At 61.5% G+C, this 17,924-nt stretch carries 17 protein-coding genes and 1 tRNA gene; 15 read left to right on the top strand and 3 right to left on the bottom strand.

The window, feature by feature from the left end; genetic code table 11:
• Nucleotides 1–5: 5 nt before the first annotated feature.
• From AC27VO_RS09125 to AC27VO_RS09155, 7 genes are all read left to right on the top strand, one after another.
• Nucleotides 6–875, top strand: coding sequence for a PHP domain-containing protein (locus AC27VO_RS09125; RefSeq protein ID WP_488666383.1), 870 nt, complete (start codon nt 6–8; stop codon nt 873–875).
• A gap of 53 nt (nt 876–928) precedes the next feature.
• Nucleotides 929–1,564, top strand: a complete 636-nt coding sequence (locus AC27VO_RS09130; RefSeq protein ID WP_488666384.1) for an L-threonylcarbamoyladenylate synthase — start codon at nt 929–931, stop codon at nt 1,562–1,564.
• Between the two features lie 49 nt (nt 1,565–1,613).
• Entirely contained in the window at nt 1,614–2,276 is a 663-nt protein-coding gene (locus AC27VO_RS09135; protein ID WP_488666385.1) for a site-2 protease family protein, read from the top strand.
• Nucleotides 2,277–2,333: 57 nt separating this feature from the next.
• Nucleotides 2,334–3,638 carry a tryptophan--tRNA ligase gene (locus AC27VO_RS09140; protein ID WP_488666386.1) on the top strand — a complete coding sequence of 435 codons (1,305 nt, stop codon included), beginning with the start codon at nt 2,334–2,336 and terminating at the stop codon, nt 3,636–3,638.
• A 43-nt stretch (nt 3,639–3,681) separates the two neighbouring features.
• On the top strand, nt 3,682–4,368 hold the full coding sequence (locus AC27VO_RS09145) for a response regulator transcription factor (RefSeq protein WP_488666387.1): 687 nt from the start codon (nt 3,682–3,684) through the stop codon (nt 4,366–4,368).
• Between the two features lie 80 nt (nt 4,369–4,448).
• Nucleotides 4,449–6,119, top strand: coding sequence for a FecR family protein (locus tag AC27VO_RS09150; protein ID WP_488666388.1), 1,671 nt, complete (start codon nt 4,449–4,451; stop codon nt 6,117–6,119).
• 116 nt (nt 6,120–6,235) lie between these two features.
• Nucleotides 6,236–8,542 (top strand): CHASE2 domain-containing protein, encoded by a 2,307-nt coding sequence (locus tag AC27VO_RS09155; protein WP_488666389.1) that lies wholly within the window; start codon nt 6,236–6,238, stop codon nt 8,540–8,542.
• A gap of 105 nt (nt 8,543–8,647) precedes the next feature.
• On the opposite strand, the gene AC27VO_RS09160 is transcribed toward AC27VO_RS09155, so the two are convergent.
• A tRNA-Arg gene (locus AC27VO_RS09160) sits at nt 8,648–8,724 on the bottom strand.
• 194 nt (nt 8,725–8,918) lie between these two features.
• Between AC27VO_RS09160 and AC27VO_RS09165 the strand changes: the two genes are divergently transcribed.
• On the top strand, nt 8,919–9,935 hold the full coding sequence (locus tag AC27VO_RS09165) for a DNA/RNA non-specific endonuclease (protein ID WP_488666390.1): 1,017 nt from the start codon (nt 8,919–8,921) through the stop codon (nt 9,933–9,935).
• Between the two features lie 60 nt (nt 9,936–9,995).
• On the opposite strand, the gene AC27VO_RS09170 is transcribed toward AC27VO_RS09165, so the two are convergent.
• Together AC27VO_RS09170 and AC27VO_RS09175 are read right to left on the bottom strand one after the other, a co-directional pair.
• Nucleotides 9,996–10,520 (bottom strand): hypothetical protein, encoded by a 525-nt coding sequence (locus AC27VO_RS09170; protein ID WP_488666391.1) that lies wholly within the window; start codon nt 10,518–10,520, stop codon nt 9,996–9,998.
• A 197-nt stretch (nt 10,521–10,717) separates the two neighbouring features.
• Nucleotides 10,718–11,515 (bottom strand): TOBE domain-containing protein, encoded by a 798-nt coding sequence (locus AC27VO_RS09175; protein WP_488666392.1) that lies wholly within the window; start codon nt 11,513–11,515, stop codon nt 10,718–10,720.
• A gap of 80 nt (nt 11,516–11,595) precedes the next feature.
• Between AC27VO_RS09175 and modA the strand changes: the two genes are divergently transcribed.
• From modA to AC27VO_RS09210, 7 genes are all read left to right on the top strand, one after another.
• Nucleotides 11,596–12,351 (top strand): molybdate ABC transporter substrate-binding protein, encoded by a 756-nt coding sequence (gene modA / locus AC27VO_RS09180; RefSeq protein ID WP_488666393.1) that lies wholly within the window; start codon nt 11,596–11,598, stop codon nt 12,349–12,351.
• Between the two features lie 96 nt (nt 12,352–12,447).
• Entirely contained in the window at nt 12,448–13,128 is a 681-nt protein-coding gene (modB, locus tag AC27VO_RS09185) for a molybdate ABC transporter permease subunit (RefSeq protein ID WP_488666394.1), read from the top strand.
• Nucleotides 13,125–14,195, top strand: coding sequence for a molybdenum ABC transporter ATP-binding protein (gene modC, locus AC27VO_RS09190; RefSeq protein ID WP_488666395.1), 1,071 nt, complete (start codon nt 13,125–13,127; stop codon nt 14,193–14,195). Before modB ends, modC begins: the two co-directional genes overlap by 4 nt.
• Before the next feature lie 25 nt (nt 14,196–14,220).
• Nucleotides 14,221–15,099: a formate dehydrogenase accessory sulfurtransferase FdhD gene (fdhD, locus tag AC27VO_RS09195; RefSeq protein ID WP_488666396.1), complete on the top strand. Its 879-nt coding sequence runs from the start codon at nt 14,221–14,223 to the stop codon at nt 15,097–15,099.
• 83 nt (nt 15,100–15,182) lie between these two features.
• Nucleotides 15,183–15,560: a hypothetical protein gene (locus AC27VO_RS09200; RefSeq protein WP_488666397.1), complete on the top strand. Its 378-nt coding sequence runs from the start codon at nt 15,183–15,185 to the stop codon at nt 15,558–15,560.
• A gap of 128 nt (nt 15,561–15,688) precedes the next feature.
• Entirely contained in the window at nt 15,689–17,017 is a 1,329-nt protein-coding gene (gene miaB, locus AC27VO_RS09205) for a tRNA (N6-isopentenyl adenosine(37)-C2)-methylthiotransferase MiaB (protein ID WP_488666398.1), read from the top strand.
• A gap of 309 nt (nt 17,018–17,326) precedes the next feature.
• The gene (locus AC27VO_RS09210) at nt 17,327–17,920 is read left to right on the top strand and encodes an RNA polymerase sigma factor (protein WP_488666399.1); all 594 of its coding nucleotides are present in this window, start codon (nt 17,327–17,329) and stop codon (nt 17,918–17,920) included.
• Nucleotides 17,921–17,924 lie beyond the last annotated feature (4 nt).

Genomic DNA, 17,924 nt, shown 5'->3' on the forward strand with positions numbered 1-17,924 from the left:
TTTCTATGCCTCATCCTTTTCACGCAGATCTGCATTGCCACTCGACGTTTTCGGATGGCACGCTCACACCCGCAGCCCTGGCACAGCGTGCTCAAAGCCATGGCGTGACACTGTGGGCACTGACCGATCACGATGAAATTGCCGGTCTGCCGGAGGCACAGACCAACGCACAGGCACTGGGCATGGACTTTCTGACCGGGGTGGAGATTTCCGTCAGCTTTGCCAACACCACCGTGCATATCGTGGGGCTGGGCTTTAATCCAGCCAACACGGCGCTGCAGCAAGGCCTGCACACGCTGCGCCACAACCGTGGCCCACGCGCCCAGGAGATGGGCCGCCAGCTGGCGGCAGCTGGCATTCCGAATGCCTACGAGGGTGCGCTGACCTACGTGGGCAATCCCGCCCTGATTTCCCGCACCCACTTCGCGCGTTTTCTGGTGGAAACCGGGGTATGCAAAGACACCTACGAAGTCTTCAAGCACTTTCTGGTTGAAGGCAAACCCGGCTATGTGGCCCAGCGCTGGACTTCGCTGGAAGACGCCGTGCGCTGGATCACCGACGCGCATGGCGTGGCCGTCATTGCCCACCCTGCACGCTACGGGTTCAGCCATACCGAGGAATATGCGTTTTTCAGCAGCTTCCAGTCCTATGGCGGCCAGGCCGTCGAGGCAGTCACCGGCAGCCATGCAGCGCACGAGTTTCCACGCTATGCCGCCTTGGCCAAAGAGCTGGGCCTGGCCATCTCGCGCGGCAGTGATTTCCACAGCCCCAAGGAATCCAAGATGGATCTGGGTGGCTTGCCTGCCGATCCACCAGGAGTCCCCGGCGTCTGGGAGCTGCTGCAAGCACGCATCTGCAAGGCGGCGGCCAGCTAGGCGTAAAGTGGTGCCACGCGCACAATGCATGCAGCCCCAGCAAAGGACGCACCATGGCCCAGTACTTTGAAATTCACCCCGAAAACCCGCAGCCACGTCTGCTCAAGCAGGCCGTCACCATCTTGCAAAAAGGCGGGGTCCTGGCCATTCCGACGGATTCCAGCTACGCCCTGGTTTGCCAGCTCGATGACAAACATGCCGTAGACCGGCTGCGCCGCATTCGCCAAGTCAACGACAAGCACCATCTGACGCTGCTGTGCCGCGACTTGTCAGAGCTGGCCAACTACGCGGTGGTCGACAACAAGCAATACCGGCTCATGAAGCTGGGCACGCCCGGGCCCTTCACCTTCATTCTGGATGCGACCAAGGAAGTGCCACGCCGCGTCAGCCATCCATCGCGCAAGACCATCGGTCTGCGCGTTCCCCAGCGCAAGGGCACCCAAATGCTGCTGGAGCTGCACGGTGCACCCCTGCTTGCCACCACGCTCATCGCGCCGGGCGAAACAACGCCGATGAACGATGCCCAAGCCATTCGCGAACGTTTTGAGCACGAGGTCGATGCCATCGTGGATGCTGGGGCATGCCCGCTGGAGCCCACCACAGTGCTCGACCTGACCCCCATGGCCACCGGAGATGCCCCCCTGGTTCTGCGCCAAGGTGCGGGCACGCTGCAGACACTCGGCCTGTAACCACGCCCCCAGATAAGACAGCCCCAACGATGTTTGCGACAATCACCGGGTGAACGATCTCATTCAAACCGTCCTGATCTATGCCTTGCCCGTGCTGTTTGCCATCACGGTGCATGAAGCTGCCCACGGCTATGCCGCGCGCTATTTCGGGGATCACACTGCCTCCATGCTCGGGCGCATCACGCTCAACCCGATCAAGCACATTGACCCCATCGGCACGATTTTGATGCCGCTGCTGCTGTATTTTTCGACCTCAGGGGCCTTCCTGTTTGGCTATGCCAAGCCCGTTCCGGTCAACTTTGGCAATCTGCGCCACCCCAAGCGCGACATGATCTGGGTGGCCCTGGCAGGCCCGGCCTCCAACTTTTTGCAAGCCATTCTCTGGGCCGTGGTGCTGGTACTGCTGGTCGTCACGGGCACCAACGAGCGCTTTTTCCTGGAAATGGCGCGCGCAGGCGTGCTGGTCAACCTGGTCATGTGGGCCTTCAACCTCTTCCCGCTGCCACCGCTGGACGGTGGCCGCATCGTGGCAGGCTTGCTTCCCACCCGGGCTGCGATCGTTTTCTCGCGCCTTGAGCCGTATGGCTTCTTTATCGTCCTGGCGCTGGTTCTGTTTGGGATCGTCGGCACCATTTGGCTGCAACCGCTTGTAAACATTGGTTACAGCGCTATCGACTTTATCATTCAGCCCCTGCTTGCAGCCTTGCGCTAAACACTTCACCAGCTGTGCTGCAGGCACGGCCACCCTTCTTCCCCATTGGTTTGAGATATGAGCACCACCCGCTTTCTGACTGGCATTACCCCTTCTGGCACCCCACACCTGGGCAACTATGCGGGCTCCATTCGACCGGCCGTAGCCGCCAGCCAGACCGCCAACGTGGAGAGCTTTTACTTTCTGGCGGACTACCACGCACTGATCAAGTGCCAGGACCCCGCGCGCGTGCACCGCTCTACCTTGGAGATTGCAGCCAGCTGGCTGGCTTGCGGCCTGGATCCGGACAAAGTCGTTTTCTACCGCCAGTCGGATGTGCCAGAGATCCCCGAGTTGAACTGGTTTCTGACCTGCGTCACCGGCAAAGGCATTCTCAACCGCGCCCACGCCTACAAGGCATCGCAGGACAAGAACGCTGAAGCTGGCAAGGACCTGGACGATGGCGTGAATGCGGGCCTGTTCATGTACCCCGTGCTGATGGCCGCTGACATCCTGATGTTCAACGCCCACAAGGTGCCCGTGGGGCGCGACCAGATCCAGCACATTGAAATGGCGCGCGATATGGCGTCCAGCTTCAACCACCTGTACGGCGAGCACTTTGTGCTGCCAGAAGCTGCGATTGAAGAAAACGTCGCGACCTTGCCCGGCCTGGATGGCCGCAAGATGAGCAAGAGCTACGACAACACCATCCCGCTGTTTGCCTCGCGCGAGCAGCTCAAGAAGCTGATCGGCGGTATCGTGACCGACTCGCGTGCGCCCGGCGAACCCAAAGACACCGAAGGATCGGCCCTGTTCCAGCTGTACCAGGCCTTTGCCACCGAAGCCGAGACCGCCGCCATGCGCCAGGCCTTTGCCGATGGCATTGGCTGGGGTGATGCCAAGCACATGCTGTTCGAGCGCATCGATGCAGAGATTGCCCCCAAGCGTGCGCTGTATGAAGACTTGATGGCCCACCCTGAGAAAGTGGAAGCAGCCCTGCAAATTGGCGCTGAGCGTGCCCGCGCGCTGAGCCGCCCCTTCATCACCAAGCTGCGTGCTGCCGTGGGCCTGCGCAGCCTGGCCAGCCAGGACAGCGGTGCCAAGAAGGCCAAAGCGGCCAAAGTAGCGCTGCCCAGCTTCAAGCAATACCGTGAATCCGACGGCAAGTTCTATTTCAAGTTCATGGCGGCCGATGGCCAGCTGCTGCTGCAAAGCACCGGGTTTGAGCAACCCAAGCTGGCAGGGCAGCACATTGCGCAGCTGCAGCAGCAAGGCGCCAGCGCCTTGACGGAAATGGCTGCTGTGCTGCAACTGGCGCAAGGCATCTCGCAAGATGCTGTGGCGCAAGCGCTGCACACGTTGCAAGAAGCAGCCAAGGCCTAACTAAGATAGCGACACAGCCAGATAAAGAGAAGGAGCCGTCTGCATGCGCATTGCCGTTCTGGATGACGATCGACTGCAACTCGACATGATGGAGCGTGTCGCCGAAGAGATGGGGCATTCCTGCCGTCTCTATGAGACAGGCCATGCCTGTCTGCAAGACCTGCGCCGCGAAACCTTCGACATGCTCATTGTTGACTGGGAGCTGCCGGACACCAGCGGCCTCGAAGTCATTCGCTGGGCACGAGAGCACCTGGACCCCGGGCTACCCATTTTGTTCATCACCCACCGCAGCGAAGAAAGCGACATCGTCGAAGGCCTGCAGTGCGGTGCCGATGACTTCATGACCAAGCCCCTGCGCGTGGCAGAACTCAAGGCCCGCATACTGGCCCTGCTGCGCCGCGCCTACCCGCAGTGCACCGACGATGTGCAAAGCTTTGGCCCCTACACCTTCACGCGCTCGGCGTTGAGTGTGGCTTTTGGGAACAAGGAATTCACGCTCACCTACCGTGAATTTGCGCTGGCCATGCTGCTGTTTCAAAACACCGGGCGCCTGATGTCGCGTGACCATTTGCGCGAAGCCGTTTGGGGTCAGAACTCCGAAGTGCTCTCGCGCTCGCTGGATACGCACGTCTCCCGCCTGCGTCAGATCCTTCAGTTGCGCCCCGGCAATACGTACTCCATTGCAGCGGTGTACGGTTTGGGTTACCGCCTCGATAGCCACGAGCACTAGCGTTCCTACACCCCAGTCCTATGCGCCACTTTGCTGCCCCCCTTTGCACACCCAGTTCTCTGATCCTGCTGGCCTGCGCGATGACGGTTGCCACCGCCTCGGCGCAGTCCCGTTTCGCCCCCCACACCACCCTGACCCACCAGGTACGTGTGGGCGATACGCTGGAGCATCTGGCGCAGAAATACCTGGGTGACGCCACACTGTGGCCCAGCCTGCAAAGCCACAACCGTGTGGCCAGCCCTTACCGGCTGCGCCCCGGCTCCCTGCTGGAGATTCCGCTGCCCCTGATGCGCAGCGCCTCCGCCTCGGTGGACTACGTGCAGGGCAGCGCCAACCTGCAGCGCAGTGGCACCACCACAACCGTCACGCGTGGCATGCCCTTGCAAGAGGGCGACCGCCTGGAGCTTGATCCCCAGGCGTTTGTCACCGTCAAGCTGGCAGATGGCAGCACGGTGCGCGTGCAGGCCCAGTCGCAGCTACAGCTCCATCAGCTGCGACGGCATGGCCGCGCAGGCAGCTTGCAGTCGGTGCTGGAAGTGCAAAGCGGCGGTGTGGAGGTGCAAGTGCCTGGCAAGCCAGACCCGCAGCGCCGCCTGGAAGTCATCACCCCCGTGGCCGCCACCAGCGTGCGCGGTACCGAATTTGATGTACAGCTGACCCCTGATGGCCGTGCCACCGCTGCCGTGCTGAAAGGCGTGGTGGCCGTTCACGCCCAGGCCGATGCCAATAAGGAAGCCCCTTCCGCCCTGCTACCTGCACGCAACGGCATCGCCGTGTCTGCCGCTGGCCAGGCCGGGCCTGTGACCGCACTGCTGCCCGCAGCCACGACGCAGGAGCTGCCCGCCCTCAATGAAGATGCGCAATGGCTGCATCTGCCCTTGCCCGCCTGGGACAAAGCCCAGGCCTGGCGCGTCAGCATCAGCCAAGACGAACGTGGCCAGCACATTCTGCGCAACGGTGTGTTTACAGGGCCAGCTGCACGCTTTGTCGCCGTGGCCGATGGCCGCTACTTTTTGCATGTGCGCGCCGTCGACAGCCAGGGCATCAGCGGCATGCCTGCCACCGCCCCGCTGCGCGTGAAGGCGCACCCCGTGCCCCCGCTGGCGCAAGCGCCTGCACCTGCGGGCGTGCTGCCGCAGGGCGAAGCACAGCTGCAGTGCACCCCGGTGGATGGCGTCAGCCACTACCGCCACCAGCTGATTGCGCTGCCCAGCGTGGAAGCGCCCGCACCGGCTTCGGCCTTTGCCACGCCGCTGCTGCACAGCGTCAGCCCCGCGTGCAGCCTGGATTTGAATGCTCTGCCTGCCGGCGCCTATGCCTGGCGTGCAGCCAGTGTGCGCACCGTGCGCGGCCAGGAAGACCTCGGACCATTTGCCCCCGCCCACGTGTTTCGCATTGCGCCCAAACCCAAAACGCTGTCGCTGGACGATGTGCAAGTGCAGATGCATGCTGGCCTGTCCACCATCTACTGGGTGGGCGAGCCTGCACAGCGCTTTCGCCTGCAGGCCTTTGCCAGCCCCGATGGCGTAGACACCGCCAAGCCGGTGCTGGACACCATGCTGGAGACCCCGCGCTGGACGGCGGCGGGCCTGCCCGCAGGCACCTGGCATGTCCGCATCCAGGTGCAAGACCCGTCCGGGTTGCTCAGCGCTTTTTCCCCCACGCGCAGCGTGCAAGTGCTGGATCTGGTGAACGACGGCTCTGGCGCCCCCGTCAACTCCGGCTTTGGTCTGGGCCTTGAGCACGACTGAGTTCATGAGAAAAAGTGAGCATGTAGCGCACGATCAAGCTGGTTTTCCAATGTATTTCATTTGGAAAGCAAGGAGCATCGAGCGCAAGCTGCTCACTATTTAGCTGAGGGCACGGCATGAAACGCTCACTGTCCCTCGAATGGCTGCTGATGTCCCTGGGCCTGCTGGTCCTCGTGCTCTGGCTCTCTGGGCCACAGCAGTTGTCGCGCGCCAACCTGTGGTTGCAAGACCTGTCGCTGCGCCTGCAGCAACACGAAGCCTCGCCCGATGTCATTTTGGTCGTGGCCGATGAGCGCAGCCTGGGCCGCATTGGCCGCTGGCCATGGCGCCGCGCTTTGCATGCCCACGTGATCCAGCAGATCAGCGCCGGCCAGCCCCAGTCGATTGGCGTAGACTTTTTGCTGTCCGAGCCCGACCTGGACTACCCCGAAGACGATCTGGTGCTGGCCGAAAGCATCGCGCTCAGCGGGCGCGTGGTGCTGCCTGTGGTGCGTGGTTTTGGTGATCAAACCGCCAGCCTGCCGCTGCCCATGTTCACGCAAGCGGCTGCACGCCTGGGGCATGTACAGCTGCCACTCGATGAAGATGGCAATGTGCGCAGCTTTTTTGCACACGAAGGGGTCGGCCCCCATCCCTGGCTGCACATGGGCTTGTCCATGCTCTGCGTCAGCCAGCCCACACGCGTGGGCTGCGCCAGCTCCAGCGACAAGACGGCGCCACCGCACGGTCCCTGGCAGCGCCAGGACGGCATGCACATGGCCTTTGCGCAAGGAACGCCGCCGTTCACCATGTACTCCTACATTGATGTGCTGCGCGGCCATATTCCCGCCAGCGCCTTTCGCAACAAGCACGTCATCATCGGCACCGCCGCCACCGGCTTGGGTAGCATGCTGAGCACGCCCAACGGCGCCACCGCAGGCGCCAGCTACAGCGTGGAATTGCTGGGCCACATCCTCAGCGGTGCGCTGCAAGGCGCGCATGTGGCCAGCGCCAGCCCCTGGGCCAACCATGTGTTCAATGCCATCCCCGTCATATTGGGGCTGGCTGCACTGGCGGTGCTGGGCCCTTCTGCCGCCTTGCTCACCTGCGTGTTGCTGGCGGTGTTGACGGTGTGCATGCAGATTGCAGCGGCCGCTCTGTGGCACACCACCTTCAGCCCTGCTTCAGCCGTGGTGGTGTTGATGCTGGCCTACCCGCTGTGGAGCTGGCGCCGCCTCAATGCCGCCGCACGCTTTCTGAACCAGGAAATGCAGGGGCTGCGCATTCAGGGTCTGCATCCCGACAGCCCTGCCCCACGCGCCAGTGGTGACTTTTTGCAGCACCGCATTGCCGCCGTGGAGCAAGCCTCACAGCAGTTGCGCCAACTGCACCAGTTTGTGACCGAAACCTTGCTGCAGCTGCCCTCGCCCACCCTGGCCTGCAACCGCCAGGGCCAGGTCTTGCTGGCCAATAGCGCCGCCCACCGCTACGCCCAAAGCCTGGGGCGCACGCTGCAGGAAAACCAGCCCGTGGCACAGTTGCTGGAAGGGGCGATGGAGCGCGGCAGCCTGCACCCGCTGTGGGATCCGCAGAACCCACCACCGCTGAACCAGGCCGTGCAGCGCGAAGGCATTGATCTGCACAAAAACAGCCTGCTGATGCTGAGCCAGCCCTTTACCGTGGCCGGGCAAACCGGCTGGCTGGTGAGCTTGGTGGACATCAGCGACCTGCGCCAGGCCATGGCCCAGCGCGACCAGGCCATGCACTTTATTTCGCACGACATCCGAGCCCCCATCGGCGCCATCCTCACCGTGATCGAAATGGAGCAGCACTTTGCCCCAGAAAGCGAGTGCAGCAGCGCCCACACCATCTCCCCCATCCTGCTGGAGCGCATTCAGCGCTATGCCCGCAATGGGCTGGCACTGGCCGATGACTTCGTTCACCTGGCCCGGGCGCAGAACACCGTGGCCCAGCACCTGCCTGTCGAGCTGGGCAGCATCATTGACCAAGCCCTGGATGACACTTGGGCCGCGGCCAACGAGCGGTTTGTGGCCTTGGAATGGATGCCCCAGGAACAAGAAGCCTGGGTGCTGGGAGATGCCAGCATGCTGCGCCGTGCCTGCGTCAACCTGATCAGCAACGCCATCAAGTACGGCCCGGTGGAGGGTACGGTCTACTGCAGCCTGACCCTGGAAGGGCAGCACTGGTGCATCAGTGTGCGTGATGAAGGCGAAGGCATCAGCCCGCAGGAGCAGGAGCGCCTGTTTGCACCCTTTGCCCGCCAGGAGCAGCACGAGGCCAGCAACATTCAGGGCACCGGCCTAGGCTTGGCCTATGTCCATGCCACGGCGCTGCAGCACGGAGGCCGCATTGTGGTGCACAGCGCAGTGGGGCAAGGCGCCTGTTTCACGCTGCGCCTTCCGCAGGCAGCGCCACCGGCATAACCAAGGACATGGGCCTTGGCGCGCGAAGGGCCGCCCCCTGCGCTGGTAAACAGTAAGCCCCAAACGAAAAAGCCTCAGAACTTTTCAGTTCTGAGGCTTGTCGTTTGGTGCGGCTGGCAGGAATCGAACCCACGACCCCTTGGTTCGTAGCCAAGTACTCTATCCAGCTGAGCTACAGCCGCTAAGCCACAATTATATGCACATTTTTGGGGCCACTTTTCCCAAACACCGTAAATACCCGCAATTCTTTCGCACCTCTGCGCAAACAACTGTATCTACATACAGTTTTTGACAACCAAAACAGCCAGTCAGCCTTAGAATTCAAGCGTTGCATGCTATCAGCCCGCTAGCAGACAGCGGCTGACCTGCATGTTCCATGGCTACGCGTAAGAAGAAATCTCTCCCTCCTGTGACTTGGCTGCGCCAATTGCGCCAGCGCCTGACCAGCCGTATGGCCTGTTTTGTCTGGGGCGCCATCTTTGGCAATGCCATCCTCAGCCAGCCCATTCAGCCGCTGAACCTGTTGCTGGAGCCGCCGGAGCACATGCTCAGCGCCACATCGCAGCAGTGGCTGCAAGCACTGCGCGAGCGCGTGCGCCAGATCCGCGATGCATTCACGGGGACTGCGACCGAAGTCATTCGCGAGCAAACCGCCGCCCTGCCGCGCGTGCCTGCACCCGCTAGTTTCCCTGACACCCCGGCTGCCTCAGGGGCATTTGCCGCCTGTGCCGACCAGTTTCCGGCCCAGCGCCCGCTGCAAGTGGCTGTGATCAGCACGCAATGGGCTCCGCTGGCCCTGTGCTCGGATGCCTTTGCCGTGCTCTATTCCGGGCTGACTAAGACCCCCATGGTGGTGGTGGAAAAACTCAGTCGCCAGCGTCTGCAAAATGCCGCCGGGCTTGAGCGCACCGACCAGTTCTACGCCGACACCCGCATCCCCGAAGCCCAGCGCGCAGCCTTGGCCGATTACCAGGGCAGTGGTTTTGACCGGGGCCACCTGGCCGCCGCCGCCAACCAGCCCACGGCGCACGCCATGGCCCAGTCTTTTGCGCTGAGCAACATGGTGCCGCAAAACCCCACGCACAACCGCAAGCTGTGGTCCAAGCTGGAGGCCGATACCCGCAAGTACGTACTGCGGGCCAGCGGCAATGTGTATGTGTTCTCCGGCACCTTGCACGAGGGGCAAACACAGACCCTTGGGCGCAATGCGGTCTGGATACCCAGCCACCTGTTCAAACTGGTCTACGACGAAGCCGGCCAGCGTGCCTGGGCCTATGTGCTGGCCAACCGTGCCGATGCCGCCATCACCCGCCCCATGGACTACCAGAGCTTTGTGCAGCGCACGCAGTGGCCGCTGCTCAGCGGGCTGCCCGTGACCGGCAGCCTGCGCTAGGCATGAAAAAAGCGCCTCAGGGTGAGGCGCTTTGGGTTTGACGACAAGCCACTGCTTGGCTTATTCCTCGGCATGCAGCTGCAACTCTTCAGCTGCACGGATGCGCACATGCATCCAAAAGCCCCGGGGCTCGCCCTGCTTGACCAAGCGCGTCTCCAGCTTCATGCGATTGAGTGGCGGCGTGGGAATTTCATACAGCGAAGGGGTGCGCAAAATCGCCTCTTGCGCAGGCATCTTCCAGTACTGGTCGTAGCCTGCGTGGTAGGCCACTTCTTCGCACAGGCCTGCACGGTGCAGGTCGGCCATCATCGTGGGGTTCAGCTCTTCTCCCTCCGCCACACCCAACTCCGGCACCAGCAGCAAGCGCTGGGTGGTGGGTTGCACGTGCAGCCAGATCAGGGTCGGGCCGTCCACCAGGCCTTTTTCCACCACGGCGGCAGACTCGGGCTCCACGCCTTCGCGCCCCATGAAACGGGAACGCTTGGTTTCGCCTTCGGTTTCCGCGTTGGTTTTTTTGGCAGGCACAGGGGCTGCGGCCTCTTCGCTGCCTGTGAATGTCGAAATCAAGCGATCAAAAATGCTCACTGCTGTTGTTCTTTCAGATCTGCCTGCGACATGCAGGCACTCACCACTCCATTGGGTGCTTATTGTGGCAAAAAGCCAAGGGCCGTGTGGCGGGGATCACCGTGATAACCCTGAGATTGCGTCCATTCTTTTAACGATTGGACACTATTCCCCGCAATATGCCTTATTCCGCTGATATTGATCAATAGCAGGTGTATTTAGCCTTCCAACGCCAGCACCACCGCAGACTCGGGCATGTGCACGCCCACCTCGGCACCGAGCCGCAGACCGCTTTCGGCGCTGGCAAACCCCACCCATTGCACGCCGTCGGCCATCTGCACGGCCACTTCATCGCCAATGGCACCCGAGGTCACGCGGCGGACTTTGCCATTCCAGGTGTTGGCAGCGGGCAGCGCGGCACTGCGGGCAGCATCGACGGTGACCGCTGTGGCCTTGCACATGGCCAGCACCGGCATTCCCGGCTGCAACCCCAGCAACTGCGCACTTTCTGCCGTGATGCGCGCGGCCAGTTGCAAGCTGCCGTGCACGCTGTGCACATGCACGCGCGCCAGAGGGCCTGCCAGATCCACCTGCTGCACCACGCACGGCCACTGGTTGCGCATGCTGGTCTGAATACCCAGCCGCTGCACGGCCACAGGCGACTGCAACTGCTGCAGCACCACGCCACGCGCCTGGGCCATGGCCTGCGCGGCCCGCAACAGCTCCTGTCCGGCACTGGTCAGTTTGGCGCCACCGCCACCCGCGCCCCCCACGGATTTCTCGACCACCGGCACACCGGCCAGATTGCCCAAGGTGTCAATCGCCTGCCAGGCGGCCTTGTAGCTCACACCCACGGCGCGGGCAGCTTGCGAGATCGAACCACACTCCCCCAGCGCGCGCAGCACTTGTAGCCGACGGTCCGACAACGGATGGCCCAACGCCTGCATCAGCGTGGGTGGGACTGGGGCGGTGGGGTCTGCCGCAGGAGTGTCGGGGTCGGAAGAATGCTTGGCCATGCCTGCATCATGCCGCCAAGCCCAGCAGGGTTGCCACGCTCAGGGCTATACTTTCGCTATTCACAAAAGGAATAGCGCTTATGTTCACCCCTCCTGTTCTGCGTGCCAGCCTGCTAGCAACTGCTCTGTTGGCGGGCGCTGCCCACGCCGAAACCATCTCGGTGGCCGTGGCCTCCAACTTCACCGCCCCCATGCAAAAGATTGCGGCGGAATTTGCCAAAGACACCGGCCACAAAGCCGAGCTGTCGTTTGGTGCCACCGGCAAGTTCTACGCCCAGATCAACAACGGCGCCCCGTTTGGCGTGTTGCTGGCGGCGGACGACACCACCCCCGAGAAGATCGCTAAAGAAGGCAAGGGCGACGCAGCCTCGCGCTTTACCTATGCGATTGGCAAACTGGTGCTGTGGAGCAAGGATGCGAGCTATGTCGATGACAAGGGTGAAGTGCTGAAGAAGAATGACTTCCAGCACATCGCTATTGCCAATCCCAAGCTGGCGCCTTACGGCCTGGCTGCAGAGCAAACGCTGACCAAGATGGGCTTGCTGGAGACCATCAAGCCCAAGTTTGTTCAGGGCGAGAACATCGGCCAGACCTACCAGTTCGCCGCCACCGGCAATGCGCAGCTGGGCTTTGTGGCGCTGTCGCAAGTCATGGAAGATGGCAAGATCAAGTCCGGCTCGGCGTGGATTGTCCCCGCCGAGATGCATGAACCCATTCGCCAAGACGCGATTGTGTTGAACAATGCCAAGGACAACGAAGCCGCCAAGGCGTTGATGACCTACCTGAAGGGCGACAAAGCCCGTGCCATCATCAGCTCTTACGGCTACGGTTTCTAAAGCACCCAGCGCTTAATCCACAAGCACTTCAGCATGATTTCGTGCTGAAGTGCTTGTTTTGTCTGCGTAAGCAGCTCACTTATTCTTTCAAATACCTTGGGCATTCTGTCTACCGAAGATTGGGCCGCCATCACACTGACGCTGGAGCTGGCTGCCGTCACCACCTTCTTGCTGCTCGCGCTGTGCACACCGCTGGCATGGTGGCTGGCGCACACCACCTCCCGCGCCAAAGGGCCCATCAGCGCTGTGGTGTCGCTGCCGTTGGTGCTGCCGCCTTCGGTCATCGGTTTTTATTTATTGCTCACCATGGGGCCCAACGGACCTGTCGGCCAGTTCACTGAATGGCTGGGTTTGGGCCGTTTGCCTTTCACCTTCCCCGGCTTGGTCGTCGGCTCGTTGATTTACTCGCTGCCGTTTGCCGTACAGCCGCTGCAACGCGCCTTTGAAAGCTTGGGCCGTCGCCCACTGGAAGTGGCCGCCTCGCTGGGCGCAGGGCCGCTCGACCGTTTCTTTACCGTGGTGCTGCCCATGGCACGCCCGGGATTTATCACCGCGGCGGTACTCAGCTTTGCCCACACCGTGGGGGAGTTTGGCGTGGTGCTGATGATTGGCGGCAACATCCCCGGCGTTACCCGCGTGGTGTCTGTACAAATTTACGACCACGTTGAAGCCATGGAGTACGCCAACGCCCACATTCTGGCCGGCGGTATGGTGGTGTTTAGCTTTATCGTGCTGATGCTGCTGCACTGGCTACAACCGAAGGAGCCCCGCGCATGATCGAAGCGAAGCTCCATGTGCAGCGCGATAGTTTTGCCCTGGACATAGATGTGCGCCTGCCCGGCCACGGCATCACCGCCTTGTTTGGCCCCTCTGGCTGCGGAAAAACCACCTGCTTGCGCGCCATGGCAGGGCTGGAGCGCGCCAAAGGCCGCGTCGTGGTGAATGGGCAAATCTGGCAAGACGATGGACTGCGCCAATGGCTGCCTACACACCAACGTGCTTTGGGTTATGTGTTCCAGGAAGCCAGCCTGTTCCCGCACCTGAGCGCCCGCGCCAATCTGGAATATGGCCTCAAGCGCACCCCACCCGCGCGCCGCAAAGTGCAATTGGAGCAAGCGGTGGAACTGCTGGGCATTGGCCATCTGCTGGAACGCAGCCCTTCCACACTGTCTGGCGGTGAACGCCAACGCATTGCGATTGCGCGCGCTTTAGCCACCAGCCCCCAGCTGCTGCTGATGGATGAGCCCCTGTCTGCACTCGACGCCCAGCGCAAAGCCGAGGTACTGCCGTATCTGGAGCGCCTGCAGCGCAATCTGGATATTCCCGTGCTCTACGTGAGCCACTCGCAAGACGAGGTGGCGCGTTTGGCCCACCATGTTGTGCTGCTGGAGGCCGGCCGCGTGGTCAGTCAGGGTGATACCGCCACCCTCCTCACCCAGCGCGATCACCCCATGGGCCCCGCAGCCGATGCCGCCAGCTTGGTGCAAGGCCACATCAGTCATTACGACGCGCAAGACCACCTCAGCACAGTCAACTTTGACCGGGGTGAACTGTTTATCAGCGGCGCCTCTGAACGTGCCCATGGTGAATCTGTACGTTTGCGCGTGCTGGCACGCGATGTGAGCATTGCGCTGCAAACGCCCAACGGCAGCAGCATTTTGAACCGCGTGGCAGCCACGATCACTGCGCTGCGCGAAGACAGCCCAGGCCATGTCATGCTGACGCTGCAAGCCGGTGGCACCACCTTGCTGGCACGTGTCTCGGCACGGTCGGTGCGTGAGCTGGGCTTGCAGCAAGGCCAGCCCGTAATTGCGCAAATCAAAAGCGTGGCCCTGCTCGATTAAACGCATCGCCCTATCATGGGAAGTTATGACCGAAGCCAGCGCTTGCCCCATTGAACCCTCCAGCGTTCCCGCCCTGACCCCGCGCGATGTGCGCTTTCACCACGCCGAGCGCGGCGTGACAGCGGAACAGCGCGTGCTGGCCAGTGAAGTGCCGATTGCGCTGGTGTTCAACGGCATCTCGCATGCTGTGATGATGGGCACACCGCTGGATCTGGAAGACTTTGCCATCGGCTTTGCGCTGAGCGAAGGCATCATCGACAGCGCCGCTGACTGCTATGGCGTGGAGGTGCGCCCCGTGGCCGCTGCCGCTGCAGGCCTGCCGGCTGGCATGGATGGCATGGAAGTGCAGCTGGAAATTTCATCGCGCTGCTTTGTGCGCCTGAAAGACCACCGCCGTTCCATGAGCGGACGCACCGGCTGCGGTGTGTGTGGCATGGAGAGCTTTGCGGCGCTGGATTTATCGTTCGATGCACTGCCCGCACGCGACTGGGTCGCTCAGATCGATTTACCGACCGTACTCCAGGCCATCGACAATCTGCCTCCTAAACAAATCCTGAACGCTGAAGCCGGGGCCATCCACGCAGCAGGTTGGGCCACACTGGATGGTCAGGTGCACGATGTGATTGAAGACGTTGGGCGCCACAACGCGCTCGACAAGCTGCTGGGCCGCCTGGCACGCACTGGGCAGCTGGGTCAGCCCGGCTTTGTCGTACTCTCCAGCCGTGGCAGCCATGAGCTGGTGCGCAAATGCGCCAAGCTGGGCATTGGCGCACTCGCCACCATCTCCGCCCCAACCGCCATGGGCGTGCATATGGCCGAGCTGACAGGCTTGCGCTTTTGGGGTCTGTGCCGCCCACCCAAAGCCACGTTGTATGCAGCTGGCGCCGGCCTGTCGCTGGACTGAGGCGGCTCCAGAACCTGAGCCGCATGCTGCGCCAGCCACTCTTACGTAGAATGCTGCGGTCTGTCAGCCCCTGGATGAACACCATGAATCGCTGCTTGCTTTCTACTTTGATGGCCGCCCCTCTGCTGGCCACTGCTTTGACCTGCACCGCCCAGGCCACCCTGCCTGCGGTGGAAACCGCGAACACCGCCACCAAGGTGGGGCACCGCACCTTCCCGGCTTCGGTACAGCTGGGCGTGCTGCGCATCGACCAGATTCCCCACGCGTACATCGGTGGCACCGCCATCCGTACCGCGCCAGGCTTTCGCCTGTTCAGCGCCGACAACAAGCTGATCTTTGCCCATACCGTGCAAAGCCAGGAACTGAAGGTGGCCTACCTCAAGGAAGCCAGCACCCAGTGGCTGCTGACCGCCTGGATTCTGACGCCCGAAGAGCTGGCCAGCTTCATGGCCAAACGCTAGCGCATTGCGCACTGCTTCTGCGCTGCAGAACGCTCCTGTTTTTACCCCCTCAACGCCCGCCCAGCTTACGCTGGCGGCCGTTTTTACTTGAACGCGCAGCCCGCTACGGCCGCTGCGCTGCGACCACGATGAGCAAAAAAGTATTTATCAAAACCTTCGGCTGCCAAATGAACGAGTACGACTCGGACAAGATGGCCGATGTTCTGGGCGCAGCCCAAGGTTACGAGCCCACCCAGAACATGGACGAGGCCGACCTGATCCTGTTCAACACCTGCTCGGTGCGCGAAAAAGCGCAAGAGAAAGTGTTCTCTGACCTGGGTCGCGTGAAGCACCTCAAGGAAAAAGGCGTGCTGATTGGCGTGGGTGGCTGTGTGGCCAGCCAGGAAGGTGACGAGATCATCAAACGCGCACCGTTCGTCGACGTGGTTTTTGGCCCCCAAACCCTGCACCGCCTGCCCGAGTTGCTGAACGCCCGTGCCGCCAAGGCCAAACCACAGGTGGATATCTCGTTCCCTGAAATTGAGAAGTTTGACCACCTGCCACCCGCCCGTGTGGAAGGCGCATCGGCCTTTGTGTCCATCATGGAAGGCTGCTCCAAATACTGCAGCTACTGCGTGGTGCCCTACACCCGCGGCGAAGAAGTCAGCCGCCCATTTGAAGACGTGCTGGTCGAAGTGGCAGGCTTGGCTGACCAAGGCGTCAAGGAAGTAACGCTGCTGGGTCAGAACGTGAATGCCTACCAAGGCAAGATGGGGGACACCGCCGAGATTTGTGACTTTGCGCTGCTGCTGGAATACGTGTCGGAGATTCCTGGCATCGAACGCATCCGTTACACCACCAGCCACCCCAATGAGTTCACATCACGCCTAATCGAGGCCTATGCCAAGCTGCCCAAGCTGGTCAGCCACCTGCACCTGCCCGTGCAACACGGCAGCGACAAGATTCTGATGGCCATGAAGCGCGGCTATACGGCCATGGAATACAAGAGCACGATCCGCAAGCTGCGCGCCATCCGCCCGGATCTGGCCATGAGCTCGGACTTCATCGTCGGCTTCCCCGGAGAGACCGAGGAAGACTTCCAGAAGATGATGAAGCTGATTCACGATGTGCGCTTTGACAACTCCTTCAGCTTCATCTTCAGCCCCCGCCCCGGCACCCCTGCGGCCAACCTGCACGACGACACACCGCACGATGTGAAGTTGCGCCGCCTGCAAGAGCTGCAAGCAGTGATCAACCAGAACATCAAGGACATCAGCAACGAGCGCGTGGGCACCGTGCAAAAACTGCTGGTCGAAGGCTTCAGCAAGCGCGCCAACGGTGAGCTGATGGGCCGCACCGAGTGCAACCGCGTGGTGAACTTCCCCGGCAACGAGCGTCTGATTGGCCAACTGGTTGACGTGCAGATCACCGAAGCCATGACCTACACATTGCGCGGCGAAGTAGCGATCAAAAGCTAAGTATCGCCAACGTTGGTGAAGCAAAGCCTGCTACCTCCAAAGTAGCAGGCTTTTTTTTACCCAACTGCTGGGTAGATGCGAAGCGTGAACGCAATTAACGCGACCGACTCACCTCGCAGCAACACCTTCCACCGGGCTGCGCGCCCTGCAGTTTTCCGAAAAAAATGTGCCAAACCCCTTACCAAAAACAAAGGGGACGAGATGCCAGCCATCGCGTACCGGAACATCAAAATCACTGAAATTGGTGATTGTTAAACATTTGCTCCTTACCTAAGCTCATACGACTGTTGCTCTTTGTAAGGAAAACCGATGTCAGCGTTCTTATCCAAGCTGGACCCTCAGCTGCGAAGCGAATACGTCATGTATTTCGAGGGTGAACGCAACCAAGTTTTCCAAGATTGCGTCAAAGAACACAGCGTGAAGCTCAACCGCTTCATTGCCAAATACATTGGCCCGCACGAGGATGCCAATGAGTTGACCCAACAAGCCTTTGTCTATGCGTACGAGGCCTACCCCTCATTTCGCGGTCAATCGGCTTTTTCCACCTGGTTGTATGGCATTGCCATGAACTTGGTGCGCAACTACCTTTCTCGCACCCCACATCGACGCTATGAGTTTCTTAGCGAAGAAGCACTGACCGACATTGCCCAGGAAAGCCCGAATCCGCTGGAGAACGCGGAATTCACACAAAAAATTCATCAGTTGGAAGAAGCCATGGCTGAGCTGCCAGAGCATATGCGCGAAGTCCTGATGCTCGTGACCCTCGACGAGCTCAGCTACGAAGAGGCGGCTGCTTATTTAAATGTTCCCGTCGGCACCGTGCGCAGCCGCCTGTCACGCGCAAGAACCATGCTGCGGGAAAAAATTGAGTTTGCGACGGGTGCGCAAGCGATGGAGGCCTAGCCCC

The organism is Comamonas sp. 14P8.1.4 (assembly GCF_057799285.1).